Annotated in this window: 21 protein-coding genes; 17 read left to right on the top strand and 4 right to left on the bottom strand. The window is 68.6% G+C overall.

From position 1 onward, the window contains the following. Nucleotides 1-99 precede the first annotated feature (99 nt). From fabZ to dnaE, 5 genes are all read left to right on the top strand, one after another. Nucleotides 100-561: a 3-hydroxyacyl-ACP dehydratase FabZ gene (fabZ, locus tag LRF89_RS01945; RefSeq protein ID WP_201170578.1), complete on the top strand. Its 462-nt coding sequence runs from the start codon at nucleotides 100-102 to the stop codon at nucleotides 559-561. Next, nucleotides 558-1,334, top strand: coding sequence for an acyl-ACP--UDP-N-acetylglucosamine O-acyltransferase (gene lpxA, locus LRF89_RS01940; protein ID WP_201170577.1), 777 nt, complete (start codon nucleotides 558-560; stop codon nucleotides 1,332-1,334). The genes fabZ and lpxA overlap by 4 nt, the downstream gene beginning before the upstream one ends. Before the next feature lie 32 nt (nucleotides 1,335-1,366). Continuing rightward, complete coding sequence (gene lpxB, locus LRF89_RS01935; RefSeq protein WP_201170576.1) at nucleotides 1,367-2,506, top strand: lipid-A-disaccharide synthase; 1,140 nt, start codon at nucleotides 1,367-1,369, stop codon at nucleotides 2,504-2,506. Beyond that, nucleotides 2,503-3,087, top strand: a complete 585-nt coding sequence (locus tag LRF89_RS01930; RefSeq protein WP_238634563.1) for a ribonuclease HII — start codon at nucleotides 2,503-2,505, stop codon at nucleotides 3,085-3,087. The genes lpxB and LRF89_RS01930 overlap by 4 nt, the downstream gene beginning before the upstream one ends. A gap of 64 nt (nucleotides 3,088-3,151) precedes the next feature. Continuing rightward, nucleotides 3,152-6,703, top strand: a complete 3,552-nt coding sequence (gene dnaE, locus LRF89_RS01925; protein ID WP_238633192.1) for a DNA polymerase III subunit alpha — start codon at nucleotides 3,152-3,154, stop codon at nucleotides 6,701-6,703. Here the strand turns inward: dnaE and LRF89_RS01920 are convergent. Next, on the bottom strand, nucleotides 6,700-7,425 hold the full coding sequence (locus LRF89_RS01920; protein ID WP_201170572.1) for an HAD-IA family hydrolase: 726 nt from the start codon (nucleotides 7,423-7,425) through the stop codon (nucleotides 6,700-6,702). The genes dnaE and LRF89_RS01920 overlap by 4 nt on opposite strands. Before the next feature lie 142 nt (nucleotides 7,426-7,567). On the opposite strand from LRF89_RS01920, the gene LRF89_RS01915 reads away from it, so the two are divergent. The 5 genes from LRF89_RS01915 to frdD are packed head-to-tail and all read left to right on the top strand — an operon-like array spanning nucleotide 7,568 to nucleotide 12,234. Next, on the top strand, nucleotides 7,568-8,896 hold the full coding sequence (locus LRF89_RS01915) for a transposase (protein WP_201170571.1): 1,329 nt from the start codon (nucleotides 7,568-7,570) through the stop codon (nucleotides 8,894-8,896). Nucleotides 8,897-8,952: 56 nt separating this feature from the next. Then, on the top strand, nucleotides 8,953-10,725 hold the full coding sequence (gene frdA / locus LRF89_RS01910; RefSeq protein WP_238636505.1) for a fumarate reductase (quinol) flavoprotein subunit: 1,773 nt from the start codon (nucleotides 8,953-8,955) through the stop codon (nucleotides 10,723-10,725). Further along, on the top strand, nucleotides 10,722-11,486 hold the full coding sequence (locus LRF89_RS01905; protein ID WP_201170568.1) for a succinate dehydrogenase/fumarate reductase iron-sulfur subunit: 765 nt from the start codon (nucleotides 10,722-10,724) through the stop codon (nucleotides 11,484-11,486). The genes frdA and LRF89_RS01905 overlap by 4 nt, the downstream gene beginning before the upstream one ends. Beyond that, on the top strand, nucleotides 11,483-11,881 hold the full coding sequence (locus tag LRF89_RS01900; protein ID WP_201170565.1) for a fumarate reductase subunit C: 399 nt from the start codon (nucleotides 11,483-11,485) through the stop codon (nucleotides 11,879-11,881). The genes LRF89_RS01905 and LRF89_RS01900 overlap by 4 nt, the downstream gene beginning before the upstream one ends. Then, on the top strand, nucleotides 11,878-12,234 hold the full coding sequence (frdD, locus tag LRF89_RS01895; protein ID WP_201242622.1) for a fumarate reductase subunit FrdD: 357 nt from the start codon (nucleotides 11,878-11,880) through the stop codon (nucleotides 12,232-12,234). Before LRF89_RS01900 ends, frdD begins: the two co-directional genes overlap by 4 nt. Nucleotides 12,235-12,236: 2 nt before the next feature. On the opposite strand, the gene LRF89_RS01890 is transcribed toward frdD, so the two are convergent. Both LRF89_RS01890 and LRF89_RS01885 read right to left on the bottom strand, forming a co-directional pair. Further along, a complete protein-coding gene (locus LRF89_RS01890) occupies nucleotides 12,237-14,321 on the bottom strand; it encodes an EAL domain-containing protein (RefSeq protein WP_201170559.1) in 2,085 nt (694 codons plus the stop codon). Nucleotides 14,322-14,343: 22 nt separating this feature from the next. Then, a complete protein-coding gene (locus tag LRF89_RS01885) occupies nucleotides 14,344-15,198 on the bottom strand; it encodes a fumarylacetoacetate hydrolase family protein (RefSeq protein WP_201170556.1) in 855 nt (284 codons plus the stop codon). A 112-nt stretch (nucleotides 15,199-15,310) separates the two neighbouring features. On the opposite strand from LRF89_RS01885, the gene LRF89_RS01880 reads away from it, so the two are divergent. From LRF89_RS01880 to tilS, 3 genes are all read left to right on the top strand, one after another. Beyond that, nucleotides 15,311-15,700 carry a hypothetical protein gene (locus LRF89_RS01880; protein WP_238636504.1) on the top strand — a complete coding sequence of 130 codons (390 nt, stop codon included), beginning with the start codon at nucleotides 15,311-15,313 and terminating at the stop codon, nucleotides 15,698-15,700. 105 nt (nucleotides 15,701-15,805) lie between these two features. Further along, entirely contained in the window at nucleotides 15,806-16,762 is a 957-nt protein-coding gene (locus LRF89_RS01875; RefSeq protein ID WP_201170552.1) for an acetyl-CoA carboxylase carboxyltransferase subunit alpha, read from the top strand. A gap of 5 nt (nucleotides 16,763-16,767) precedes the next feature. Continuing rightward, nucleotides 16,768-18,090 carry a tRNA lysidine(34) synthetase TilS gene (tilS, locus tag LRF89_RS01870; protein WP_238636503.1) on the top strand — a complete coding sequence of 441 codons (1,323 nt, stop codon included), beginning with the start codon at nucleotides 16,768-16,770 and terminating at the stop codon, nucleotides 18,088-18,090. Here tilS and LRF89_RS01865 read toward each other — a convergent pair. Beyond that, nucleotides 18,072-20,054 (bottom strand): M1 family metallopeptidase, encoded by a 1,983-nt coding sequence (locus LRF89_RS01865; RefSeq protein ID WP_238636502.1) that lies wholly within the window; start codon nucleotides 20,052-20,054, stop codon nucleotides 18,072-18,074. The two genes, tilS and LRF89_RS01865, sit on opposite strands and share 19 nt — an antisense overlap. Before the next feature lie 224 nt (nucleotides 20,055-20,278). Between LRF89_RS01865 and LRF89_RS01860 the strand changes: the two genes are divergently transcribed. The 4 genes from LRF89_RS01860 (at nucleotide 20,279) to eno (ending at nucleotide 24,479) form a co-directional block, all read left to right on the top strand. Beyond that, nucleotides 20,279-20,608, top strand: a complete 330-nt coding sequence (locus LRF89_RS01860) for a helix-turn-helix domain-containing protein (RefSeq protein ID WP_201242617.1) — start codon at nucleotides 20,279-20,281, stop codon at nucleotides 20,606-20,608. A 90-nt stretch (nucleotides 20,609-20,698) separates the two neighbouring features. Further along, entirely contained in the window at nucleotides 20,699-22,354 is a 1,656-nt protein-coding gene (locus LRF89_RS01855; RefSeq protein ID WP_201170544.1) for a CTP synthase, read from the top strand. Beyond that, complete coding sequence (kdsA, locus tag LRF89_RS01850; protein ID WP_338018511.1) at nucleotides 22,350-23,177, top strand: 3-deoxy-8-phosphooctulonate synthase; 828 nt, start codon at nucleotides 22,350-22,352, stop codon at nucleotides 23,175-23,177. Before LRF89_RS01855 ends, kdsA begins: the two co-directional genes overlap by 5 nt. 15 nt (nucleotides 23,178-23,192) lie before the next feature. Then, on the top strand, nucleotides 23,193-24,479 hold the full coding sequence (eno, locus tag LRF89_RS01845) for a phosphopyruvate hydratase (protein WP_238634590.1): 1,287 nt from the start codon (nucleotides 23,193-23,195) through the stop codon (nucleotides 24,477-24,479). The last annotated feature ends 4 nt before the right edge of the window (nucleotides 24,480-24,483 follow it).

The following is a 24,483-nucleotide window of genomic DNA, read 5'->3' as shown; positions in this document are numbered from 1 at the left end:
TGTGATAGGCTCTGCCGCTTATGGGGTCGTCCGCGGCCTGCGGATGGCACGAGGCGCACGGCGCCGGGAGTAACCGGATCAGACGACGGAGGAGTGAGCGTGAGCGAGAGTGACGCGCAGGGGGCAACGGATATCGAAGGCATCATGAACCTGCTGCCGCACCGGTATCCGATGCTGCTCATCGACCGGGTGCTAGAGTTCCAGCCCCACGAGCATCTGGCCAGCATCAAGAATGTCACCATCAATGAGCCGTTCTTCGTCGGCCATTTCCCGCAAAAGCCCGTAATGCCGGGGGTGCTCATCCTCGAGTCGTTGGCCCAGGCTTGTGGCATGCTCGCGTTCAAGAGTGTTCAGGACACCCTCACGGACAACGACGTCCTCTACCTGGTGGGTATCGACAAGGCGCGCTTCAAGCGGCCGGTTCAGCCCGGTGATCAGCTTCGACACGATGTCTCGGTGCGTCGTGTGGCTCGGGGGATTTGGATCTTCCAGGCACGCGGAAGTGTCGATGGCGAGTTGGCGGCCGAGTGTGAGATCCGCTGCACGGTGCGTACGGTTTGAGTCGAGTCCATCCGAACGCCCTGGTCGACCCCAAGGCCCGCCTCGGCGAGGACGTCGAGGTGGGGCCTTTCAGCGTGATCGGGCCGGATGTGGAGATCGACGAGGGGACCTGGATTGGCCCGCACGCGGTCATCCAGGGGCCGACCCGCATCGGCCGGGATAACCGCATCTACCAGTTTGCCGCCCTGGGGGAGGCCCCGCAGCACAAGGGCTATCAGGGCGAGCCCACGGAACTGGTGATCGGCGACGGCAATACCATCCGCGAGTTCGTCACCTGCCACCGCGGCACAGCGCAGGGGCGGGGCGAGACCCGCATCGGCGATCACAACTGGCTGATGGCGTACTGCCATATTGCCCACGACTGCCGGCTGGGCGACCATCTGCTGTTCGCCAACTCCGCGTCGCTGGCCGGGCATGTGGATGTCGGTGATCACGCCACCTTGGGCGGCTTCGCGCTAATACACCAGTTCTGCCGCATCGGTCCTTACGCCTTTTGCGGTTTCGGCAGCGGGATCAATCGGGATGTACCGCCGTTCGTCACAGTCTCCGGACAGATGGCGGTGCCGCACGGGATCAACTCGGTGGGGCTGCGCCGGCACGGCTTCTCGCGGGAGCGCATCCGGGATATCAAGCGCGCCTACCGCATGATCTACCGACAGGGGCTGCGTCTCGACGATGCGCGCGAGGCGCTGTGCCAGCAGCTCGGCCACTCCGCGGACGTGCAGGGCATGGTCGATTTCATCGACAGCAGCCAGCGCGGTCTGTTGCGCTAGACTGCCGTCGGCCGGCGCAGGGGGGTCCGCCAATGGCCAGTCCCAGGGTGGCGATTCTCGCCGGTGAACTCTCCGGTGACGTCCTCGGCGCCGGCCTGATGAGCGAGCTTCGGGGCCGGTGCCCCGGTGTGCGTTTCGAGGGGGTTGGTGGGCCGGCCATGGCAGCCCAGGGGCTTGAGTCGCTGGTACCCATGGAGCGGCTCTCGCTGATGGGGCTGACCGAGATCGTGCGGCATCTGCCGGGGCTTCTTCGCCTGCGCGCTGATCTGGCCCGGCGCTGGCGGGAGGATCCGCCGGATTGCTTCATCGGCGTCGATCTGCCCGATTTCAACCTCGGTCTGGCCCGGCGCCTGCGTGCGGCCGGGATCCCCACGCTCCACTACGTCAGCCCCACCATCTGGGCCTGGCGTCGTGGGCGCGTGCGGGGCATCCGGCGCTCGGTGGACCGGATGCTGACCCTCTATCCCTTCGAGGAGCAGTTCTACGCCGACAGCGGCGTCGACGCGGTCTGCGTCGGTCATCCGGCTGCTGATCGATTCCCGCTGCAGCCGGATACCGTTGCGGCGCGCCGGAGGCTGGGGCTGGATACGGACGCCACGGTGGTCGCCCTGCTGCCCGGTAGCCGTGGCAGCGAGATCGACCGCCTGCTCGAGCCCTTCCTCGGGGCGGCAGCGCTTCTGGCGGAGCGGCCGGATGCGCCGGACTTTGTCATACCGGTGGCCGCACCGCGGCTGCGCGAGCGGATCGAGGCGGCCGTGGATCGGCACCAGGTCCGCCTGCGCACGCGGCTGCTGGACGGCGACACGGCGACCGCGGCGACTGCGGCGGATGTGGCCCTGACCGCCTCGGGCACGGCAACCCTGGAGGTCATGCTGGCCAAGCGTCCGATGGTCGTGGCGTACCGTCTGTCGCCGCTGAGCTATCAGATCATCCGCCGGTTGATCCATGTCCCTTGGGTATCGCAGCCGAATCTGCTTGCCGGCGAGCCCCTGGTCCCGGAGTACTTCCAGGGCGACGTCACGCCGCAGGTCCTGGCCGAGGCGGCCGCATACTGGCTCGATGAGGCCCCGGCCCGGCTACAGCTGGTCCGCCGCTTCCGGGAGCTCCACGCCTCACTAGCCCGCGGGGCTGATGCCCGGGCGGCAGAGGCCGTTCTGGAGATCCTGCGGTGAGCGGCGACGGCGGCGCGTGGCAGGTGGGTGTCGACGAGGCTGGCCGTGGGCCGTGGGCCGGGCCGGTGGTGGCCGCCGCGGTCATCCTGCGCGAGCCCATCGCCGGTGTCACCGACTCCAAGCGGCTGTCGGCGCGGCGCCGCGAGCAGGCCGCTGGGCTGATCCGCAGCGAGGCCGTGGCCTGGGGGGTCGGGCGGGCAGAGGTCGCCGAGATCGATGCACTGAACATCCGTCGTGCCACCTTCCTGGCCATGTCCCGTGCGGTGGCGTCGGTGGCCAGCACCGCGCGGATCGCCGAAATCCTGGTGGACGGGCGCGAGATGCCGGAGGATTTGCCCGCTCCAGCGCGGGCCGTGGTCGGTGGCGATGCCCTGGAGCCGAGCATCTCGGCGGCATCCATCCTGGCCAAGACGCTACGTGATGCCGAGATGGTGGTGCTCGAGGAGACCTACCCGGGATACGGTTTTGCCCGGCACAAGGGCTACGGGACCGCCGAGCACCGCCACGCCCTCGAGCGCCTCGGCCCGTGCGCCGCGCACCGGCGCAGCTTTGCCCCGGTGCGCAGGATGCTCGGCGGCTGAGGCGCGCACCGCACGCGCTTGGCTGACCCGTTGACCACCGCGACCCTGATATCCTGACGCGACCATGAGTGAAGCCCCACCGTCCTTCGTCCATCTGCGTCTGCACAGCGAGTTCTCGCTGGTCGACGGCATCGTCCGCATTCAGGAGGCGGTGTCCGCGGCGCGGGACGCCGGCATGCCGGCGGTGGCCATCACCGATCAGTCCAACCTGTTCGGCATGGTCAAGTTCTACCGGGCCGCGCTAGCCGCCGGAGTCAAGCCGATCATCGGAGCCGACGTGTGGCTGGCGGACGATACCTTGGAACTCGGCTACGCCCGGATGACGTTGCTCTGCCGGGATCGCGGCGGCTACCGTGCGCTGTCGCGGCTGCTCAGCCGCGCTTATCGCGAGGGTGCCTGCGGCGATATCCCGGTCATCCGGCGGGAGTGGTTGCAAGCGGATGCCGGCGGGCTGTTGGCCCTCTCCGGCGGGGCCCAGGGGGATATCGGTCAGGCCCTGCTGCGTGGTGATGAGGCCACCGCGCGGCGCTACCTCGAGCAGCACCGGCAGACCTTCGGCGAGGACGGCTTCTATCTGGAGCTCCACCGTCTGGGCCGGCCGGGCGACGAGCGCCACCTGCATGCCGCGGTGGCGCTGGCCGCCGACGAGGACGTGCCGGTGGTGGCCACCAATGACGTGCGCTTCATGCGCCCGGCGGATTACGACGCCCATGAGGTCCGTGTCTGCATCCATCAGGGGCGTACCCTGGACGACCCCAACCGGCCACGCCACTACACGGAGCAGCAGTACTTTGCCGACGCTGCGGACATGGCCGAGCGCTTCTCCGATCTGCCCGAGGCGCTCGAGACCACCCTGCGTATCGCCGAGCGGTGCAGCGTGGATCTGGAACTCGACACCAACTATCTCCCGGACTTTCCGGTGCCCGAGGGCCATACGGTGGCCTCGTTCCTGCGCGCCGAGTCCGAGCGCGGCCTGGCGCAGCGGCTCGAACAACGCGGCCTGACTGAGGACGAGGATACCGGCGAGGTCGAGGCGACCTACCGGCAGCGCCTCGAGCACGAGCTGGCCGTCATCGAGCAGATGGGGTTCCCCGGCTACTTCCTCATCGTCGCCGACTTCATCCGCTGGGCGCGGGAGAACGACATCCCGGTTGGCCCCGGGCGCGGCTCCGGTGCGGGATCGCTGGTCGCCTATGCCCTGGGCATCACCAACCTCGACCCCCTGCGCTATGACCTGCTCTTCGAGCGCTTCCTCAACCCGGAGCGGGTCTCCATGCCCGACTTCGACGTGGACTTCTGCATGGAGCGCCGCGACGAGGTCATCGAGTACGTCTCGGACCGCTACGGCGCCGAGAAGGTCTCGCAGATCGCCACCCACGGCACCATGGCGGCCCGGGCCGTGGTGCGCGACGTGGGCCGGGTCTACGGTCACGCCTTCGGCTACATGGACCGGATCGCCAAGCTGATCCCTTTCGAGATCGGCATGACCCTGGACAGGGCCCTGGAGCAGGAAGAGGACCTGCGCGCCGAGTACGACAACGACGAAAACATCCGCGAGTTGATCGACACCGCGCGCAGCCTGGAGGGGATGGCGCGCAACGTCGGCAAGCACGCCGGAGGCGTCGTCATCGCGCCCACGGACCTGACCGATTTCTCGCCGCTCTACCGCGACCCGGAGGAGCGCGACGACGCCGAGGCTTGGAAGGTGGCCACCCACTTCGACAAGGACGACGTCGAGGCGGTGGGTCTGGTCAAGTTCGACTTCCTGGGTCTGCGCACGCTGACCATCATCGACTGGACCGTCCAGGCGGTGAACCGCATCCTCGAGCAGCGGGGAGACCCGGCGCTGGATATCGATGCCATCGCTCTGGATGACGGCGCCACCTTCGAGCTGCTCAAGCGCTGTGCCACCACCGCGGTCTTCCAGCTGGAATCCCGCGGGATGAAGGAGCTGATCAAGCGCCTTCAGCCCGATAGCTTCGAGGATATCGTGGCACTGGTGGCGCTGTTTCGGCCCGGGCCGCTTCAGTCGGGCATGGTCGACGACTTCGTCGAGCGCAAGCATGGCCGTTCGGCGGTCGCCGGTTACCCAACCCGCGAGCTGCACCATCCGGACCTGGTGCCGGTCCTCCAGCCTACTTACGGGGTGATCCTCTACCAGGAGCAGGTGCAGCGCATCGCGCAGGTCCTGGCCGGCTACAGCCTTGGCGAGGCGGATCTGCTGCGCCGCGCCATGGGCAAGAAGAAGCCCGAGGAGATGGCCAAGCAGCGGGCCAAGTTCCTGGAAGGGGCCAAGGCCCGGGGTCTGTCCGAGGACCATGCCACCGGCATCTTCGACCTTATGGAGAAGTTCGCCGGCTACGGCTTCAACAAGTCGCACTCGGCGGCCTACGCGCTGCTCTCCTACCAGACGGCCTGGCTCAAGTGTCACTACCCGGCGCCGTTCATGGCCTCGGTGCTCTCCTCGGACATGGACAACACCGACAAGGTGGTGATCTTCCTGGATGAGGCCCGGGCCATGGGGCTGGAGGTGCTGCCGCCGGACGTCAACCGCAGTGACAAGCCCTTCCGGGCGGTGGACGAGCGGACCATCGTCTACGGTCTGGGTGCCATCAAGGGGGTGGGGGAGTCGGCGCTCGATGCGGTGCTGAGCGAGCGCGATACCAACGGGGCGTTCCGGGATATCTTCGACCTGTGCCGCCGGGTCGACACCGGCCGCGCCAATCGTCGCGTGCTGGAGGCCCTGTGTCGTTCGGGGAGCCTGGATCGCCTGATCCCCAACCGTGCCACGGGGATGGCACAGATCCCGGCGGCGCTGGCGGCTGCCGAGCAGGCGACGCGCGACCAGGCCGCCGGGCAGACCGATCTGTTCGGTGGCCCTGCAGAGGCGGTGATCGCCCCCCGTGGCGAGGGCGAAGAGGTTGCCGAGCAGCCCGAATGGCCGGAGGAAGAACGCCTGGCCGCGGAGAAGGCCACACTGGGTCTATTCCTGACGGGGCACCCGATCGACCGTTACGAGCATGAGCTTCCGTATCTGGCTACGGATCGCCTGCAGCGGCTGTCCAGTGGCGCCGGCGGCAATGGCGGAGACGGCAATGGGGGCCGAGGCCGGACGGTTACCGCGGCTGGGCTGGTGGTCGCGCTGCGGGTGCGCAGCACCTCCACTGGCGGCCGCCTGGCCACCCTGACCCTGGATGACCGCACGGGCCGGATCGAAGTGGTGCTATTCCCCGAGGCGTTCGGCAAATACCGGCATGCCGTGGAGAAGGATGCGCTGCTGGTGGTGCGCGGCAGTCTCGACTACGACGACTTCAGTGGCGGGTACCGGATCACCGGCGAAGAGGTGCTGGACATCGCCCGGGCCCGCGAGCGGGCAGCCGGTCGGTTGGTGATTCCGGTAACCGCGGCTCGTGCCGCTAACGGTCTGGTGCCCGAGCTGCGCCAGGTCCTCAGCAGCTACGCCGGGGAGAGTCCGGTCCATGTCGATTACCGCCACCCAAGGGGCCGGGGGCGCGTCGTCCTAGGCCGCAACTGGACGGTGACGCCCAGCGATGACCTGATCAAGCGGCTTGAGTCGGTGGTCGATGACCGTGTGGGGGTCGAGTACCCCCGCTAGCGGCTCTCGCGGTGAATGGCGATCAGGTCATCGATCCCCACGGCGGTGCCGTCGGGTCCGTGGTCCAGGTCATCAATGACCGCTGCGGCACCCGGGAATGCGTCGTCCCGGGTCCAGCGGTTGCGGGTGATCAGCGTCGGGATCCCGGCCGCGCGGGCGGCGCGCAGCCCGTTGACCGAATCCTCCACGGCGAGGCAGTCCTCGGCCGCGAGCCGCAGTGATCGCAGGGCCTGCAGGTAGGCCTCGGGGTCGGGTTTCTTGGCGTTGACGTCGTCGCCACAGATGCAGACCTCGAAGGCCGGTTGCAACTCGGCGGGTAGCACGCCGTTGAACAGGGCCTCGACGTTGGCGCGGGCGCTGGTCGTGACCACGGCCAGGCGCACCTGCCGCTCTCGCGCTTCGGCAAGGATTCGCTCGATCCCCGGCCGGGGCGGGATGGAGCCGGTGCTGAGGCGCTCGGCGTAGAGGCGGTTCTTGGCCTCGTGCAGTCGCCGCGCGAGCGTATTGATATCGCCGTGCCCGGGCGGGGGCGGTTCCCGGGTCAGGGTGTCGTGCAGTCGTTCCCGGCCGCCCGGGACCGCGTTCAGGAGGCGTCGATAGGTGGTTTCATCCCAGCGGTGGGGAAGGCCGAATGCCTCGAAGGCGGCGTTGAAGGCGGGCAGGTGGCCCGCGCCTTCGGTGTCGGCCAGGGTGCCATCGACGTCAAAGAGCAGCGCTTGCATGGGTTTCCGTTCTCCAGGGGTGTCGGGTCCGTGGCGGTGCCGGCGTTATCATCTTAGGGTTCTTGACCCGTCCGGGAAAACGGGCTGGAGTAACCGCGTCGACGGACTCGCCGTATCCGCATGATCCGGAGGAAAGCACTGCATGGCTGAGGGTCGCCCGAAATATTCGCCGGAGTTCCGGCGCAAGCTGGTCGAACTGGTCGAGGCGGGGCACACCCCGCAAGAGTTGGCACGGACCTACGAGCCGGCGGCCAAGACGATCCGCCGCTGGTACCAGGAGGACCGGCAGGAGACCAGCGAGCGGCGCACCGGGGCTGCAGATCGGCGCAGCGCTGGCCCGGGAGGCAGGCAGCAGGGCAAGAGCCCTGGCGCTGCTGCGTCCGCGGCGGGGTCCGGGAAGCGCTCGAAGACGGCGAAGGCCGGTCCCCGGAGCAGGCCGGCGAGTAGCCAAGCGCACCGGCTGGCCGGCAAGCGCGTCTTGGAGCGCCCCGCGGACACGGCTGCGGAGGCTGGGGAGGGGGCGCCCGAGCGGGCCGAACCCGAGCCGGCGGAAGAGCCGGCCGAGGTGGCCCCATCGGCGGACGGCGAGGTGATCGTCGACCCGGCTCCCGAGGGCGGGGTGCCCGAGGAGGAGGGGGTCGAGCTAGATGTGCAGCCGCACGCCGGCCTCGAGACGGAGGGCGATCCAGCCGAGTTGCTTGCCGTCGGCCTGGAACGCGCCGATCAGGGCGATGCCGTCTACGACGACGAGGGTCCCGAGGCGGCTATTCCGATCTACCAGGAGGCACTCGACTATCTGGATGCAGCGATCAGCGCCGGTGAAGGGGGAGATGCCGCGCGCCGCGACTGGGGGATCACCCTGGAGCGCCTGGGCGATGCGCTCTTCGAGGCCGAGGGGGCGAGTGCCGCACTGCCCTGCTATGAGGCTTGGTGTGAACTCGCCGAGGCCCTGGCCACCGAACACGCCACGGCGCAGTCGCTTCGGGACTGGAGCGTTGCGCTGGGTCGCTACGGCCAGGGGGTGCTGGTCGAGGAGGGGGCCGAGGTGGCACTACCCTACTACCGGCAGGTGATCGAACTGCGCGAGGACATCGTCCGCGAGCGGCAGAGCGCGGATGCCTACCAGGATTGGGCGCTGGCGCTGGAGCGCTGCGGTGCGGTCCAGGAGGCCGTGGAGGGGTTGGCCGAGACGGTGGAGACCTACCGCCACGCCCTCGAGGTGCGCGGGGCGCTGGTCGAGCAGCAGGACACACCGCAGGCGCGCCGGGCTCTCGGGATCGCTCAGGAGCGCCTGGCCATGGCGGTGCTCGCCGCCGAGGGCGCCGAGGCGGCCCTGCCTCACTTTGAGCAGCTCGCCGAACTCTTCACGGAACTGGCCGAGGAGCTGGGCACTGAGGAGGCCGATGCTGAGCGACGGCAGGCGGATACCATGCTCGGCAAGGTACAGATGGCGGCACTGGATCTGGAGTGACACCCGCGTCCGCGACGGTTGGACCTCCGTCGTGGCCCTGGATCCCGGGAGGCGCATTGCAGGCGATCGAAGACATTGAGTGCGACTTGGTTGTTGTTGGTGGCGGCGGGGCCGGGTTGCGGGCCGCTATCGCGGCGGCCGAGCGCGACCCTGGGCTGCGGATCGCGCTGATCTCCAAGGTGGTGCCCATGCGCAGCCACACCGTCGCTGCGGAGGGGGGCGCTGCCGGTGTGGCCCGGGCGGATGACAGCCTGGACGGGCACTTCAACGACACCGTCTCCGGGGGGGATTGGCTGTGCGACCAGGACGTGGTTGAACGCTTTGTCGCCGAGTGCACTGGCGAGATGGTCCGTCTCGAACAGTGGGGTTGCCCGTGGAGCCGACAGGCGGACGGCCAGGTACATGTCCGGTTTTTCGGGGGCATGACGACCCAGCGCAGCTGGTACGCCGCCGACAAGACCGGCTTCCACATGTTGCATACGCTGTTCCAGACCTCCCTGCGCTATCCGGGGATTCAGCGCTACGACGAATACTTCTGCTCAGATCTGCTGGTCTACGACGGGGTGGTCTGTGGCGTACTGGCCTTGGAGATCGCCAGCGGCAAGCCGGTGCGCTTCGGCGCACCGGCGGTGGTGCTGGCCACCGGCGGGGCCGGGCGGGTCTACGGGCAGAACACCAACGCCGGCATCGTGACCGGCGAGGGCATGGCCATGGCGCACGCCCAGGGGGTGCCCCTGCGCGACATGGAGTTCGTTCAGTGGCACCCCACCACGCTGCCCGGCAGTGGCATCCTGATCACGGAAGGGTGCCGGGGCGAGGGCGGCGTCCTGACCAACCGGGATGATCGTCGCTATCTGCAGGACTACGGTCTCGGGCCCACCGAACCGTGGCCGCGTCCGAAAGCCATGGAGCTGGGGCCGCGGGATCGGCTCTCCCAGGCTTTCTGGTACGAGGACCAGGCGGGCCGGACCGTGCCCACGCCGCAGGGCACGGCGGTCCAGCTGGATCTACGCCACCTGGGCGAGGACCGCATCCTAGAGCGGCTGCCCATGATCACCGAGGTGGCTCGCCGCTATGCCGGAGTGGATCCGGTTCGGGAGCCGATCCCCGTCCGTCCGGCGGTCCACTACACCATGGGGGGGATTCCCACCGACGTCCGGGGTGCCGCCCCCCTGTCGGGGCTGTTTGCTGCCGGGGAGTGCGCCAGCACCGGGATTCACGGAGCCAACCGGCTCGGTTCCAACTCGCTCGCGGAACTCCTTGTCTTCGGCCGGGCGGCAGGAGAGGCGGCCGCCGAGTACGCCCGCGAGGCACTGCGGCGGCCGCAGCGCGTGGTGGAGCAGCTCGCTACCGAGGCCCTGGCGCCGCGGCTTGAACTGCTGCGCAACGACAGGGGCGAGCGGCTCGCTGCGCTGCGCGCGGATCTCAATCGGGCCATGGAACAGGGGGTGGGGATCTTTCGCAACGAGGCCGGCCTGGAGCAGGCGTGCACGACGCTGGCGGCGCTGCGCGAGCGCCTGCGACGCGGCATCCGCCTCGACGACCGCAGCCGGACATACAACACCGAGTGGCTGACTGCGATGGAGTTCGGGGCCAGCCTGCAGGTGGCTGAGGCGATGGCCTGGTCGGCGCGGGCACGCAAGGAGTCCCGCGGCGCCCACGTGCGCGATGACGCCTATAGCGAGCGTGATGACGAGCGCTATCTGGTTCATACCCTGGCCTACCCCGGTGACGGGACGGGCCCCGTGATCGACCATGCGCCGGTGACCGTTACCCGCTCTGCGCCGCGGCGGCGGGCCTACGGCGCTGAAGGGGAGGCGCAGGCATGAGCGAATCGCAGCGGATCACTCTGGCGGTGCAGCGTTTCCACCCGGAACAGGACGCCGAACCGCGCTGGCAGCGCTATGCCGTGCCGTACACGCCGGATATGTCCGTGCTCGAGGGGCTGCAGTACATCAAGGATCACCTCGATGGCAGCCTGACCTTCCGCTGGTCCTGTCGCATGGCGATCTGCGGTAGCTGTGGCTGCATGATCGACGGCGAACCCGAGCTGGCCTGCCATGTCTTCCTCCGCGACTACGCGCCGGGGCCGGTGTGGGTGTCGGCACTGGACCACTTCCCCGTGCAGCGGGATCTGGTCATCGATCAGAGCGACTTCCTCGAGAAGCTCGAGACGGTGCACGCCTACCTGATCCCGGCCGGGGAACGGACGGCGGCCGAGGGGACCTATCGGCAGACGCCGGAGCAGATGACGGATTACTACGCGTACGCCCAGTGCATCAACTGCCTGCTCTGCTATGCCGCCTGCCCGCAGTACGGTTGGCATCCGGACTTTGTCGGCCCCGGGGCCCTGGCGCTACTCCAGCGCTACAACCTGGACAGCCGTGACGCAGGTAGCGAGTTGCGGCACGCGGTGGTTGATGCCGAACAGGGGGTCTGGGGCTGCACGCTGGTCGGCCACTGCTCCGAGGTCTGCCCCAAGGGGGTCGATCCCGCGCGGGCCATCAATCAGAACAAGCCCGGCAGCAGCGCGCGGTACTTGCTCGACTGGCTGCGGCCCGGTCGTCGTCGACAGGAGGGATCGGAATGAGCCGAGCGCGCGTCTACCGTCCGACCATGCGCGGTTGGTGGGAGCGGCATCCGGCCTACCGCCGCTACCTGTTGCGCGAAGGCAGCAGCGTCCTGCTGGGCCTTTATGCGCTCTGGCTGCTTGCCGGACTGTTGGCCCTTGCTGCTGGGGAAGCCGCCTACCAAGGGTGGCGGGACCTGCACGGCAGCCCCTGGTTGTTCGGCCTCCACCTGGCCGCTCTGTTGGCCGCCGCCTACCACGCTGTCACCTGGTTCCGGTTGCTGCCCCTGACGCTGCCGGTCCTGCGCTGGCGGGGCCGCCGGCCCACCGACCGGGCGGTCGTGCGGGGTGCCTGGGTGGTCTCGGTGGCCCTCTCGGGCGGGGTTTGGCTCTATCTCCTGGGAGGCGTCCGATGAGGCGTTCGCACGAACCGCCGCTGTGGCTGCTCTTCGGTGCCGGGGGCCTGCTCGCCGCGCTGTTCGCCCCGGCGCTGATCCTGCTGACCGGCGTCGTGATGCCCGTGGCTGCAGAGCATGGCATCGAGGTACTGGATTACCACGCATCCCGCGAGCTGTTCGCCCGGCCGGTGGTGGGGGTGCCAGTGGCCCTCGCGCTGGGGCTGGTGCTCTGCCACGCCGCTCACCGCATCTACCATACCCTGCGCGATCTCGGGATTCCGGCAGGGCGCGGTACCTGGTGGGTCTGCTACGGCGGCGCCGGTGTCGCGGGGGTGCTCGGTGTGGGCGCGGTTGTTGCCCTGTGGTGGTGAACTCAGGGCGGGTCGTTGGGCGCCTGGGGGCGACAGCAGCGTAGCCGCGGGTGGGGCTCCGGCCGTGCCCAGAGGAATCCCTGGCCGACGCGGCACCCGGCATCGATGAGCTGGTCGCGCTGCTGCAGGGTCTCGACCCCCTCGGCCACCACCTCAAGCCCGAGGACATGGGCGAGCTGCAGGATGGTCTCCACGATGGAGCGGGATTCCGGCGTGGTCTCCATGTCCCAGATGAAGCCGCGGTCGATCTTGACCCGGTTGATGGGCAGGCGCTTGAGGTAGAGCAGGGACGAGTAGCCGGTGCCGAAGTCGTCGATGCTCAGCGACACTCCGGCCCGGCGCAGGGCGGCCAGCCGCTCCAGGGTGCGGGGGCTGAGATCCATGATGGTCGACTCGGTGATCTCCAGCTCCAGGTGCCGTGCCGGCAGGCCGGTCTGCTCCAGCGTACGCAGGACCGTCTTTTCGATGTTGCCGTTGTGGAACTGGGCCCCGGACAGGTTGACGGCGATGCGCCCGAACTCGCGTCCCTGGTCCAGCCAGGTGCGCCCTTGCTGACAGGCCTGGTGGAGGATGTCCTCCCCCAGCGCCGCCATGGTTCCGACCTCCTCGGCGACCGAGATGAAGGCGCCCGGGGCCAGTAGCCCCCGGTCCGGGTGGTGCCAGCGGACCAGGGCTTCGATGCCCACGATCTGACCGGTCTGCAGCTCGACCTGGTGCTGGAAATAGGGGACCAGTTCACCGCGCTGCAGGCCCTGACGCATCTCCTGGGCGAGATCCAGCCGGCGCTGGGCATGTTCAGTCAGCTCCTCGGCGTAGAAGCACGTGGTGTTGCGTCCGTCGGCCTTCGCCTTGTGCAGCGCCGAGTCGGCGTTGCGGACCAGCGCCTCGACGGTCTCGCCGTTGTCCGGATACATGCTGATGCCGATGCTACACCGGCACTGGAACCAGCGGCGGCTGTACTGGAACGGTCGCTCCAGTTCCTGGTGGACGGTCTCAGCGCAGGCGAGAGCGTCCCGGTGGTCGCGGATCTCGGCCAGGCAGATGCTGAACTCGTCGCCACCCAGTCGCGCCAGGGTGTCATCGGCGCCGAGGCGCGCCTGGAGGCGGTGAGCCACCTGGCGGAGGACGCGATCGCCGGCGGTATGACCGAGGCTGTCGTTGACGTCCTTGAAGTGGTCGAGGTCGATGAACAGCACGGCTAGCTGTTCACCGGACTGTCGCGAGCGCTCCAGGGCGCGGGCCATGCGGTCCTTGAACAGCAGGCGATTGGCGAGGCCGGTGAGCGCATCGTGGTAGGCCTGGAACTGCAGCCGCTCCTGGGAACGTTTGAGCTCGGTTAGGTCGCTAAAGACGGCAATGTAGTTGACGACTTCGCCGTAGGCCCCGGTGACACGGCTGATGGTCACCCACTTCGGCTGCAGGGTGCCGTACTTGGAGCGGTCCCAGAGTTCGCCGGACCAGCTACCCTCCCGTTGGATCGACTCCCACATGGCCCGGTAGAAGTCGTCGTTGTGGTGGCCCGACTGCAGGATCCGCGGCGTCAGCCCGATGAGCTCGTCCTCGGTGTAGCCGGTCATTCGCGCGAAGGCGTCGTTGACCTGGAGGATGCGGCTCTCGGCGTCGGTGATCAGGATCCCGTCCCGCGTGGCGGTGAAGACCTTGGCCGACAGCTGCAGGCGTCGTTCCATCTCCTTGCGCCCAGAGATGTCACGCAGCGTGGCGCAGCAGAGGGTCTCGTCCTCCAGGTGCAGCGGGGTGAGCACCACCTCCAGCCAAAGGTGTTCGCCCTGCGGGGTAACGTGCACCCACTCAAAACGTTGGGCGCCCTCGATGAGTGCGGTCTCGAGCAGGTTTTGTGCCCGCTCCGCCGCCGAGGATCCGTCCGGCTGGAGTTGCGAGGAGATGGCCTCCGGGCGCAGGCCGATCAGCTGCTGCGGATCCTCCCAGCCCAGCATGCGGGCAGCCGCCGGGTTGCAGGCGATGAAGTGCCCATCGCGCAGGATCAGCATCCCGTCTTCGCTGTGCAGGAAGAGGGTCTGCGTCAGGCTGCTCGAGAGCGCCGGGGCCGGAGTGGTTGGGGGAACCACGTCGTCTTTCACAGGGGTTAGCTCACGGGTCCGGTGCCACGATGCGGTTGCGCAGGGTGCCGAGCCCCTCGACCTCACAGGTGACGATGTCCCCGGCCTGCAGGAAGCGGGGCGGGGTGCGGGCAAAACCGACGCCGGCCGGCGTGCCGGTGGCGATGATATCCCCGGGAACCAGGGTCATGACCCGCGAGAGCGTGGCGATGACCGCGGGGATGGAGAAGACCATCTCGCCGGTATGCGACTGTTGCTGGGTGGTGCCGTTGACCTGACAGGAGAGGGCAAGGCCGTGGGGATCGGGTACCGCGTCGGCGGTGGTGATCCAGGGCCCCATCGGGCAGCTGCCGTCCACCGACTTGCCGAGGAAGAACTGCTTGTGCCGGAATTGCAGGTCACGTGCCGACAGGTCGTTGATCACCGTATAGCCGAAGACATGCTGTAGTGCCTCGCTCTCCGGGATGTGCCGGCCACCCCGGCCGATCACCACGCCGAGCTCCACCTCCCAGTCCAACTCCCGGGTGACGGCTGGGTCGAGGAGGAAGTCCGCGTATGGGCCGGCGACGGTGGTCGTTGCCTTGGTAAAGACCACCGGCGCCTCGGGCAGCGCCAGCTCGTCACCCTTGGCCTGTTGCGACTCTCGGGCGTGGTCGGCGTAGTTCAGGCCCAGGCACATGATGTTGCGGGGTGGCTGCGGCAGCGGAGCCAGGAACGTCAGGGCCTCGGCCGTGACCCGCGGCCAGTCGTAGCCGGCCTCGGGTAAGGTGCCGGCGCACAGGTGTCCGCCCAGATCACCCGCGACGGGTGAGACGGCCCAGCGGTCGCCCTGTTCGTGGATGGCGACCCGGGTGACGCCCTGGTGAACAACGGTGGTGATGCGCATGCTGCCGTTTCCGCGTTGGGGGTTGCGGTCAAGCCTGTCGGCCCCGCATTGTCCCGCATTTGGGGCCGGTCGTCGACGGTGATCGGTCGGATGATGCGGATCGGGGGGCGGCATGCACGATGAAAGTGGCGACAGTGCCCTGGAACGGGCGACGCTGGAAGCGGTCCGGCGGATGGCGGCGGCCTTTGCCGATCCGCTGCTCGCCCCGTTGGACGCGGGTGCCGACGGCGTCGCCCAGCGCTACCAAGCGGAAGGGGACGCGCAGGCGGGGACGGAGTATGTGCTGGCGCTGACCAGCGTCGCCGGGTGCCGGGTCGAGGTACGTATCCCGCGAAGCGATCTGCTGGCGCTGGAGGGGTCGGGGGTGGTCCACGCGGTCTACCAGACCCTTGTGCGCGAGTGTGGTGCCCATCTGGTCGAGCGCGAGACGCTGATCGTCACCACCCGAGGGCGACCCGGGCCGGGGCAGCTGCTCAGTGTCTACCGGCGCCGCCTTGGTTAGGCCAAGCCGGCGTCCCCACAGGAGTTTCGCTTCTGGTAAGGTACGCCCACGACGCATTTAGCCTGTGGTATCCGCCCGCCCATCGGAGAGGTCAACGGGGAGCTCATGACCAAGAACTTTCTGGATTTCGAGCAGCCGATCGCCGAGCTAGAAGCCAAGATCGAAGAGCTGCGCAACGTCGGCCAGGATTCCGAGGTCAACATTAACGAGGAGATCCAGCGCCTCGAGGCCAAGAGCCGCTCGCTGACGGAGAAGATCTTCTCCTCGCTGAGCGCCTGGCAGATCGTGCAGCTGGCCCGTCATCCCGAGCGCCCCTACTTCTTCGACTACGTTGAGCGGATCTTCACCGATTTCCAGGAGCTTCACGGTGACCGAGCCTATGCCGACGATGCCGCCATCGCCGGTGGCCTGGCGCGCTTCGACGGCCGCCCGGTGATGGTCATCGGGCAGCAGAAGGGGCGGGATACCAAGGAGAAGGTGCGGCGCAATTTCGGCATGCCCCGACCGGAGGGGTATCGCAAGGCGCTTCGGCTGATGCGCATGGCGGAGCGCTTCGGTCTGCCGATCTTTACGTTCATCGATACGCCGGGCGCTTACCCCGGCGTCGGCGCCGAAGAGCGCGGACAGAGTGAGGCCATTGCGCGGAATCTGGCCGAGATGGCACAGCTGCGCGTTCCGGTGATCTGCACCGTGATCGGTGAAGGCGGGTCGGGCGGCGCGCTGGCGATCAGCGTTGGCAATCGACTGCTGATGCTGCGCTACTCGGTGTATTCGGTGATTTCGCCAGAGGGGTGCGCCTCGATCCTGTGGAAGAGTTCCGAGCGGGCCGCGGATGCGGCCGAGGCCATGCAGATGGCGGCCGAGCGGCTGCACGACCTGGGGGTCGTCGATCGCGTGATCCCCGAGCCGCTCGGGGGCGCCCACCGGGACTACGACGCGATGACCGAGAGCGTGCGCGAGGTGCTGCGCGAGGAGTGGGGGCGGGTCGCGCAGATGAGCCCGGATGAGCTCGTGGCCGACCGGCACCGGCGGCTTGCGGGGATCGGTCAGCCCCAGGGGTAACCTGCGTGCTCGACCCCGGGGCGCTGGTGGCGCGGTTGTTGGCCCTGGCCCCCGCGGCCGCGGGCTACCGGGTCGCCTTCAGCGGCGGGCGGGATTCCACGGCACTGCTTCACGCCCTGACCGAAGGTCGCGATGAGTTGCCAGCGCCGCTGGGTGCAGTCCATATCGATCACGGCCTGCACGCCGGATCGGCCCGCTGGGCGGAGCATTGCCGGGCCGTGTGCCAGCGCCTGGGGGTGGCACTCGAGTGCCGCCGCGTGGATGTGCCTTCCCCCGTCGGTCAGGGCCTGGAGGCCGCCGCCCGGGAGGCGCGCTACCGGGCTTTCAGTGCCCTGGTGGCCCCCGGCGAGTGCCTTGTCTTGGCGCACCACGCCGAGGATCAAGCCGAGACCTTCCTGCTCCGGGCACTGCGCGGGGGGGGGCTGCACGGGCTGTGCGCCATGCCGACAACCCGACCGCTGGGGCGGGGTCGGTTGGCGCGGCCGCTGCTGGAGGTGCCGCGTGCCTCTTTGACGGCCTACCTGCAGGCCCGTGGTGCGGACTGGATCGAGGATCCGGCCAATCGGGATCCTGCCCATGACCGGGTCTATCTGCGCGAGCATGTGCTGCCGGCGTTGGCGGCGCGCTGGCCGGATGCAGCTGGCCGCCTGCAGGCGGGGGTGGCTGCCCTGCAGGCGGATCAGGCCTTGCTGGATGGCTACCTGGACAGCGATCTGGCGGCGGCGCGTGCCGCCGACGGGCGCCCGGCGGTAGCTGAGCTGCTGCGACTGGCGCCGTATCGGCGTCAGGCCGTGCTTCGCCACTGGCTGGTTCGTTCCGGGCACCGTCCGCCGCCGGGCCGGCGGCTGGCCGTCGGCTTGCAGGCGCTACTTGAATCGGGCGAAGGGGCTCAGCCGGAGTTGCGTTGGCCGGACGGGTGCATCCGCCGCTACCGGGGGCGGCTCCACTTGCTGCCCGCCGAGTCGTTGGGCGCGGATCCCGATCCGGAGCCGTGCTCCTGGTTTGGCCGGGGGGCGCTGAGCCTGGCCGGGGGCACGTTGTCAGCGCGGTGGAGCCCGCGGGGTATCGACGGACAACTCCTTGCGCAGGGGGTGACGGTGGTCTTCCGTGCCGCAGTGCTGGATGCGGATGCCCGGCGCAGGCTGCAGCGCCTGTATCAGCGGTTGGGTGTCCCGCCCTGGGAGCGCAGCCGGGTTCCGGTGGTCTTCTCCGGTCATCGCCCGATCGCCGTGCCGGGCTACGGCGTGGCCCCATCGTGCCGGGCCATGCCGGGGGTGCGACTGCTGTGGCAACCGCCTCGTGTCGCGGGTCAGTCGGCGTCCAGCTGATCGGCCAGGGGCAGGCGCAGCCCGTGGCGGTCGGCGGGGTTGTAGAGCCCGGTCTCGGCATCGTGGCCGCTACCGAAGCCGACGTAGCTGTGCCGGCCGTAGCGCGCCAGACGCTGCAGCGCCTCGCGAGCCTCTTCGGCGTCCTCGGCGGCGAGGGCGATCAGCGGTTGTCCGCCCCCGGTGGTGCTGGCCCAGGCGACGGGGGAACGGTCCACCGGCCGGATCCGATCAGTGACGCAGGCCTTGATCGCCTCGAGGTGTTCGCTGACCGCTTCCCTGGGGCCGACGATCAGAAGGGGGCGGTCGCGATCCGGGGCGCCGGGCTCGACCTCGCCGCGCAGCGCCCGCTCGGCGGCTGCTTCCAGGCCGTCCCAGCTAGCGACCAGGGTCACGGACTCGGCCAGCAGGGTGTCGCGCAGGATGGAGACTCCCTCACCGAGGGCCAGCTGGCGGTACAGGTGGTGGTCCGGGTCGGCCTGTAGGTAGCGGGGAGCGGTCTCGCTGGTGAACTCGATCCGGGTTCGCTCCCCCGGTTGCAGGCGGATGTCCCGTTCGTCCAGACGGCCGTCTTCGCCCTTAAGCACGACGGGGACAGAGACCGGGTAGCCGTCCTCATCCCAGGCAATGTCTACCCGGATCCGAAAGCGGTCGTCCCCCTCGTGGGCGACCTCGAGCGTGCGTTCATCCAGTTCCAGATCCGGGGCGCGGGTGGCCGAAAGGAACCACTCGAACAGCGCCGGGACGGTTTCGGCGTCCGCGCCCTCGTCCTCCGCAGCTCCCGCGAAGGCGGTCTCGAGGTCCGACCAGCTAGCCTCCTGGTGGGCGTGCCGGGCGTAGAACCGGCGCACTGCCTGGTCGAAAGCCGCTTCGCCGAGGCTTCGGCGCAGGGTATGGAAGAGTTGGGCGCCGCGCTGGTAGCCGATGATCTCGTCGACCGTCCCCCGGTTGTGCCGGAACTCGCTGAGCGGATAGTCAGCCGCATCGGGGAGCGCGGCCTGGCTGCGCAGCCAGTCTCCTCGCAGGCGCTGCGCTTGCTCGGTATCCCGCTGCGCGGCCTGGTGGTAATCGCCCATGTAGTAGGTCAGGGCCTCGTTCCAGTTCCCTTCGTCGTAGTCGGTGTAGACACCGCGGCCCCACCAGTTGTGGACGACTTCGTGGGGCAGCGACGTCTCCGGGATGAAGGGCAGGGGGATGACCTGCTCGCCGAGGGCGGTGAATCCGGCGAAAGCCAGGCCCACGGGGTATGGTGCGGCGACCACCGAGTAGGTCTCGTGCGGTGGCGGGCCGATCCAGTCGCTGTATTCGTCCAGGTAGGCCCCGGTCTTCTCCAGGTAGAGGTCGTGGTGCTCCGCGAGGTGTTCAGGGAAGAACGTGTGGACGGTCCCGTGACGGACGGATCGGCTGCGTTGCTCCCATTCGCCGGCGAACAGGGTGATGCCACGCGCTGGCGCCGGATGGCGGAACTCGACGCGGCGCAGGCCGTCTGAAATGCGCTCATCGACGCGCGTTCCCTCGGCCACCACCTGGAGAGGTTCCGGCACAGTGACGTTCAGCCGGTAGCCCGTACGCCGTTCCGCCGGGCGGGGGTACCAGCCGGCCTCCGCGGCGAGCCAGGCGCCCTCGGGTCGCAGGCGGGCACCCCGGCTTTCCTCGCCGGGTTCGCCGGACCAGCGCAGCCGGGCTTCAGTGGCCTCCCCGGGGCGCAGGATGACCCCCCGTTGGCCCAGTTTCTCCGCGCTACCGGCGTCGAGCGCCACCTCGTCGATGCGGTATCCCGGCCCGACAGCCAGAGAGAATGGTCCCTCGTCCGGGAGTTGCAGAGTCAGGCGCCCCTCGAGCCGGCCATCGTCGGGGTGCAGGCGGACATCCATCTCGGCCTGTGGGTCATCGGGCCACGAGCTGGCAGCCGCCACCGGCAGGGTGGCGAGCAGGGCAGCGGCGAGGATGCGGGCGAGCCTGCACATGCGGGCATCATAGCGCACCCTGGCTGGGCGCGTCGTCCGTGCCGGCTGCCGACGACAAGCAGCGGTTGTCGATGGCAACTGCCTTTTTCGACCGCCCTCCTTAGCCTGCGACGATGGCATGTCATCCTGGATCTGAAGACGCGCGGGCCCAGTTCGCCGAACGACTCCGCCAAGCCCTCCACCGGTGTGGAGTCGGTCCGCGGGAGTATGCCCGGCTGGGTCGTATGGTCGGGGTATCCAAGCAGGCGGCGCGCGGCTGGCTCGAGGGCCAGAACTTCCCCACCCGGGAGCACATCGCCCTTCTCGCCCGGGCGCTGGGCGTGCGCCACGGCTGGCTGGAGTACGGCGAGGGGCCGATGCACCCCGGTGAGGTGCTGGCCGAGTCGGGTGGTGCCGAGTATTCGGCGTCCCGTTTCACTCTCGATGAGGGGGAGGTGCGCCTGATCTCGGTCTATCGTCGGCTCGACGTCACCTCGCGGGCCGCCGTGGACCAACTCATCAACGTCCTGAGCGATTGCTTCGGCTCCGAAGGGCCGCGTGGCGGAGACTCCTGAGCCGCCGGGTGCGTTGTGGGCCTACCCCCCTTCTGGTAAGGTTCCGCCATTCCGTTTCCCGGTTCACCCTTCCCTCGGCTGGCTCTGTCCATGACGCGTTATCTATTCATTACCGGTGGCGTGGTTTCCTCCCTGGGCAAGGGCATCTCGGCCGCCTCCCTGGGGACCATCCTCCAGGCGCGCGGCCTGAGCGTGACCCTGATCAAGCTCGACCCGTACATCAATGTCGACCCGGGGACGATGAGCCCTTTCCAGCACGGCGAGGTCTACGTCACTGACGACGGGGCCGAGACGGATCTGGATCTGGGTCACTACGAACGGTTCGTGCGTGCCCCGGTCAGTCGCCGCAACAACTTCACGACGGGCCGGATCTACGAGAGCGTGATCCGCAAGGAGCGCCGTGGGGACTACCTCGGTGGTACTGTGCAGGTCATCCCCCACGTCACCGATGAGATCAAGCGCTGCATCCAGGAGGGTGCCGACGATGTCGACGTCGCGCTGGTCGAGATCGGTGGGACGGTGGGCGATATCGAGTCGCTGCCCTTCCTCGAGGCGATCCGTCAGATGGGTACTGAGCTCGGGCGTGAGCGGTGCCTGTTCATGCATTTGACCCTGGTGCCGTTCATCGGCACCGCCGGGGAGATGAAAACCAAGCCGACGCAGCACTCGGTCAAGGAGCTGCGCTCGATCGGCATCCAGCCGGATATCCTGGTCTGCCGCGCGGCGCACCCGATCCCCGAGGAGGAGCGGCGCAAGATCGCCCTGTTCACCAACGTCGATCCGCGCGCGGTGATCGCGGCGCTGGATGTGCCGAACATCTATCAGATCCCCGAGGAGTTGCATCAGCAGGGGCTGGATCACATCGTCGCCGAGAAGTGGGGCTTGGAGCTGCCGCCGGCGAACCTGGGGGACTGGCACCGGGTCGTGGAAATCATGTCCAACCCGGAGGGCGAGGTGACGGTGGCCATGGTTGGCAAGTACGTCGACCTGACCGACGCCTACATGTCTCTCAACGAGGCTTTGCGTCACGCCGGTATCCAAGCCCGGCAGCGGGTGAATATCCGCTACGTCGACTCGGAGTCCCTGGAGCGCGAGGGGTGCGCGGCACTGGAGGGGGCGGACGCGATCCTAGTGCCGGGTGGCTTCGGGCAGCGTGGTATCGAGGGCAAGATCGAGGCCGTGCGCTATGCTCGGGAGCATCGGGTACCGTACCTCGGCATCTGTCTGGGCATGCAACTGGCAGTCATCGAGTATGCACGGCACCGGGCGGGGCTGGAGAACGCCCACAGCACCGAGTTCATCCGCCACCCGCACCATCCGGTGATCGGTCTGATCACCGAGTGGATGACCGACGACGGTGACCTCGAGCAGCGCGGTGAGGCCGACGACCTGGGCGGCACCATGCGCTTGGGCGGGCAGCCCTGTCGGCTTGGCGCCGGGAGCCTGATCAATCAGGTCTACGGCAAGGATCGGATTGTCGAGCGCCATCGCCACCGTTACGAATTCAACAACCACTACCGTGAGCGCCTGGCCGAAGCGGGCCTGAGCTTCTCGGGGTGGTCCCAGGACGGCCGGCTGGTCGAGGTCGTGGAGCTACCCGACCACCCCTGGTTCATCGGCTGTCAGTTCCATCCGGAATTCACCTCCACGCCCCGGGACGGGCATCCGCTGTTCGCCAGTTTCGTGCGGGCAGCGATGGCCCGTCGCGACGGTACTGCGCAGGCCCTGAATTATGAGCAGCATTGAGCTTTGCGGGTTCCGCGCCGGCCTCGAGCAGCCGCTGTTCCTGATCGCCGGCCCCTGCGTGATCGAGTCCGAGCAGCTGGCGCTGGACAGTGCCCACGAGCTGCGCGAACTCTGCCGCGAACTCGGCGTCCCGCTGATCTACAAGTCGTCCTTTGACAAGGCCAACCGCTCCTCGGCCCAGAGCTATCGCGGCCCCGGCATGGAGGCGGGGCTGCGGGTACTTGAGCGGGTGCGCGGCGAGCTTGGGGTGCCGGTGATCACCGACGTCCACGAGGACACCCCGCTCGACGAGGTCGCCTCCGTGGTCGATGCCCTCCAGACCCCGGCCTTTCTCTGTCGCCAGACCAACTTCATCCAGCGGGTGGCCGCCTGCGGGCTCCCGGTCAACCTGAAGAAAGGGCAGTTCCTCGCCCCCTGGGATATGGCTCACGTCGTCGACAAGGCGCGCGCCACCGGCAATCGGCAGATTCTGGTCTGCGAGCGCGGGGTATCGTTCGGCTACAACAACCTGATCTCCGACATGCGGGCGCTGGCCGTGATGCGTGACACCGAGGCGCCGGTGGTCTTCGACGCCACGCATTCGGTGCAGTTGCCCGGTGGCCAGGGTCACGCCTCGGGCGGCCAGCGGGAGTTCGTTCCCGTGCTCGCGCGGGCCGCGGTGGCTGCCGGCGTGTCGGGGCTGTTCATGGAAACCCATCCGGATCCCGAACGCGCGCTGTCCGACGGCCCGAATGCGTGGCCACTGGAGCAGATGCGCGAACTCCTTGAGACGCTGATCGCCTTGGATCGCGTGGTCAAGGAGCGGGGATTCGCCGAGCAATGAAGGAGCGACTGAATCATGGCGAACATCGAGCGTGTCATCGGCCGCGAGGTACTGGACTCCCGCGGCAACCCCACCGTCGAGGCGGATGTCTGGCTGGATGACGGCAGCTTCGGCCGCGCCGCGGTCCCCTCCGGGGCCTCGACCGGCAGCCGTGAGGCGGTGGAGCTGCGTGACGGCGGAGCGCGCTACAACGGCAAGGGGGTGCGCACCGCGGTGGAGCATGTCAATACCACCATCCGCGAGGCGCTGCAGGGGGTCAGTGCTGACGATCAGGCCGCCCTGGACCGGCAGCTGATCGAGCTTGACGGCAACCCCAACAAGGACCGCCTCGGTGCCAACGCCATCCTCGCCGTGTCCATGGCCGTGGCCCAGGCGGCGGCGCGCAGCCGCGGACTGCCCCTTTACCGCCACCTCCAGCAGGAGGGCTCCTCGGCTCAGTTGCCGGCACCGATGATGAATATCCTCAACGGCGGTGAGCACGCCGACAACAGCGTGGACATCCAGGAGTTCATGATCATGCCCCTCGGGTTCGATCGGTTCTCCGAGGCCCTGCGCTGTGGCGCCGAGATCTTCCACGCCCTGAAGAAGGTCCTCAACGAGCGCGGACTCTCCACGGCCGTCGGCGACGAAGGTGGCTTCGCCCCGGATCTGCCCTCCAACGAGGCGGCGCTGGAGGCCATCATCGAGGCCGTGGAGCGCGCCGGCTATCAGCCTGGTGAGCAGGTGGCCCTGGCTCTCGACGTGGCGAGCTCCGAGCTCCACAGCAACGGCCGCTATCGACTCGCCTCCGAGGGTCGTGACTTCGATGCGGCCTCTTTTGCCGACTACCTGGCGCAGCTCGTCGACCGGTATCCGATCGTCTCCATCGAGGACGGCATGGATGAGTCCGACTGGGACGGCTGGAAGATCCTAACCGAGCGCCTCGGGGACCGGGTGCAGCTGGTGGGCGACGACCTGTTCGTCACCAATCCGCAGATCCTGCGCCAGGGGATCGATCGCGGCATCGCCAACTCGATCCTGATCAAGCTCAATCAGATCGGTACGGTGACCGAGACGCTGGAGGCGATCCGCATGGCCGACGAGGCCGGCTACACTTCGGTGGTTTCCCACCGTTCGGGCGAGACCGAGGATGTGGCGATTGCCGATCTGGCCGTGGCGACGCGGGCGACCCAGATCAAGACCGGTTCGCTGTGCCGCTCGGATCGGGTGGCCAAGTACAACCAGCTGCTGCGCATCGAGCAGGAGCTTGGCGACGATGCCCGTTACGTGGGTCGCGACGCGCTCCGCCCCGAGCAGGGGTAGGCCG

This window comes from Halorhodospira sp. 9621 (assembly GCF_022228055.1).
GTDB classification, from domain to species: Bacteria; Pseudomonadota; Gammaproteobacteria; order Nitrococcales; family Halorhodospiraceae; genus Halorhodospira; species Halorhodospira halophila_A.
The sequence above is the reverse complement of the archived record's forward strand: the minus strand, read 5'-3'. Positions and strand labels throughout refer to the sequence as shown.

What these genes read in the sequence shown, in the direction of transcription:
- lpxB (WP_201170576.1), top strand. Translation starts at nt 1,367, where the DNA reads ATGGCCAGTCCCAGGGTGGCGATTCTCGCCGGTGAACTCTCCGGTGAC.
- dnaE (WP_238633192.1), top strand. Translation starts at nt 3,152, where the DNA reads ATGAGTGAAGCCCCACCGTCCTTCGTCCATCTGCGTCTGCACAGCGAG.
- LRF89_RS01920 (WP_201170572.1), bottom strand. Translation starts at nt 7,425, where the DNA reads ATGCAAGCGCTGCTCTTTGACGTCGATGGCACCCTGGCCGACACCGAA.
- LRF89_RS01915 (WP_201170571.1), top strand. Translation starts at nt 7,568, where the DNA reads ATGGCTGAGGGTCGCCCGAAATATTCGCCGGAGTTCCGGCGCAAGCTG.
- LRF89_RS01905 (WP_201170568.1), top strand. Translation starts at nt 10,722, where the DNA reads ATGAGCGAATCGCAGCGGATCACTCTGGCGGTGCAGCGTTTCCACCCG.
- LRF89_RS01900 (WP_201170565.1), top strand. Translation starts at nt 11,483, where the DNA reads ATGAGCCGAGCGCGCGTCTACCGTCCGACCATGCGCGGTTGGTGGGAG.
- frdD (WP_201242622.1), top strand. Translation starts at nt 11,878, where the DNA reads ATGAGGCGTTCGCACGAACCGCCGCTGTGGCTGCTCTTCGGTGCCGGG.
- LRF89_RS01885 (WP_201170556.1), bottom strand. Translation starts at nt 15,198, where the DNA reads ATGCGCATCACCACCGTTGTTCACCAGGGCGTCACCCGGGTCGCCATC.
- LRF89_RS01880 (WP_238636504.1), top strand. Translation starts at nt 15,311, where the DNA reads ATGCACGATGAAAGTGGCGACAGTGCCCTGGAACGGGCGACGCTGGAA.
- LRF89_RS01875 (WP_201170552.1), top strand. Translation starts at nt 15,806, where the DNA reads ATGACCAAGAACTTTCTGGATTTCGAGCAGCCGATCGCCGAGCTAGAA.
- LRF89_RS01865 (WP_238636502.1), bottom strand. Translation starts at nt 20,054, where the DNA reads ATGTGCAGGCTCGCCCGCATCCTCGCCGCTGCCCTGCTCGCCACCCTG.
- LRF89_RS01860 (WP_201242617.1), top strand. Translation starts at nt 20,279, where the DNA reads ATGGTCGGGGTATCCAAGCAGGCGGCGCGCGGCTGGCTCGAGGGCCAG.
- LRF89_RS01855 (WP_201170544.1), top strand. Translation starts at nt 20,699, where the DNA reads ATGACGCGTTATCTATTCATTACCGGTGGCGTGGTTTCCTCCCTGGGC.
- eno (WP_238634590.1), top strand. Translation starts at nt 23,193, where the DNA reads ATGGCGAACATCGAGCGTGTCATCGGCCGCGAGGTACTGGACTCCCGC.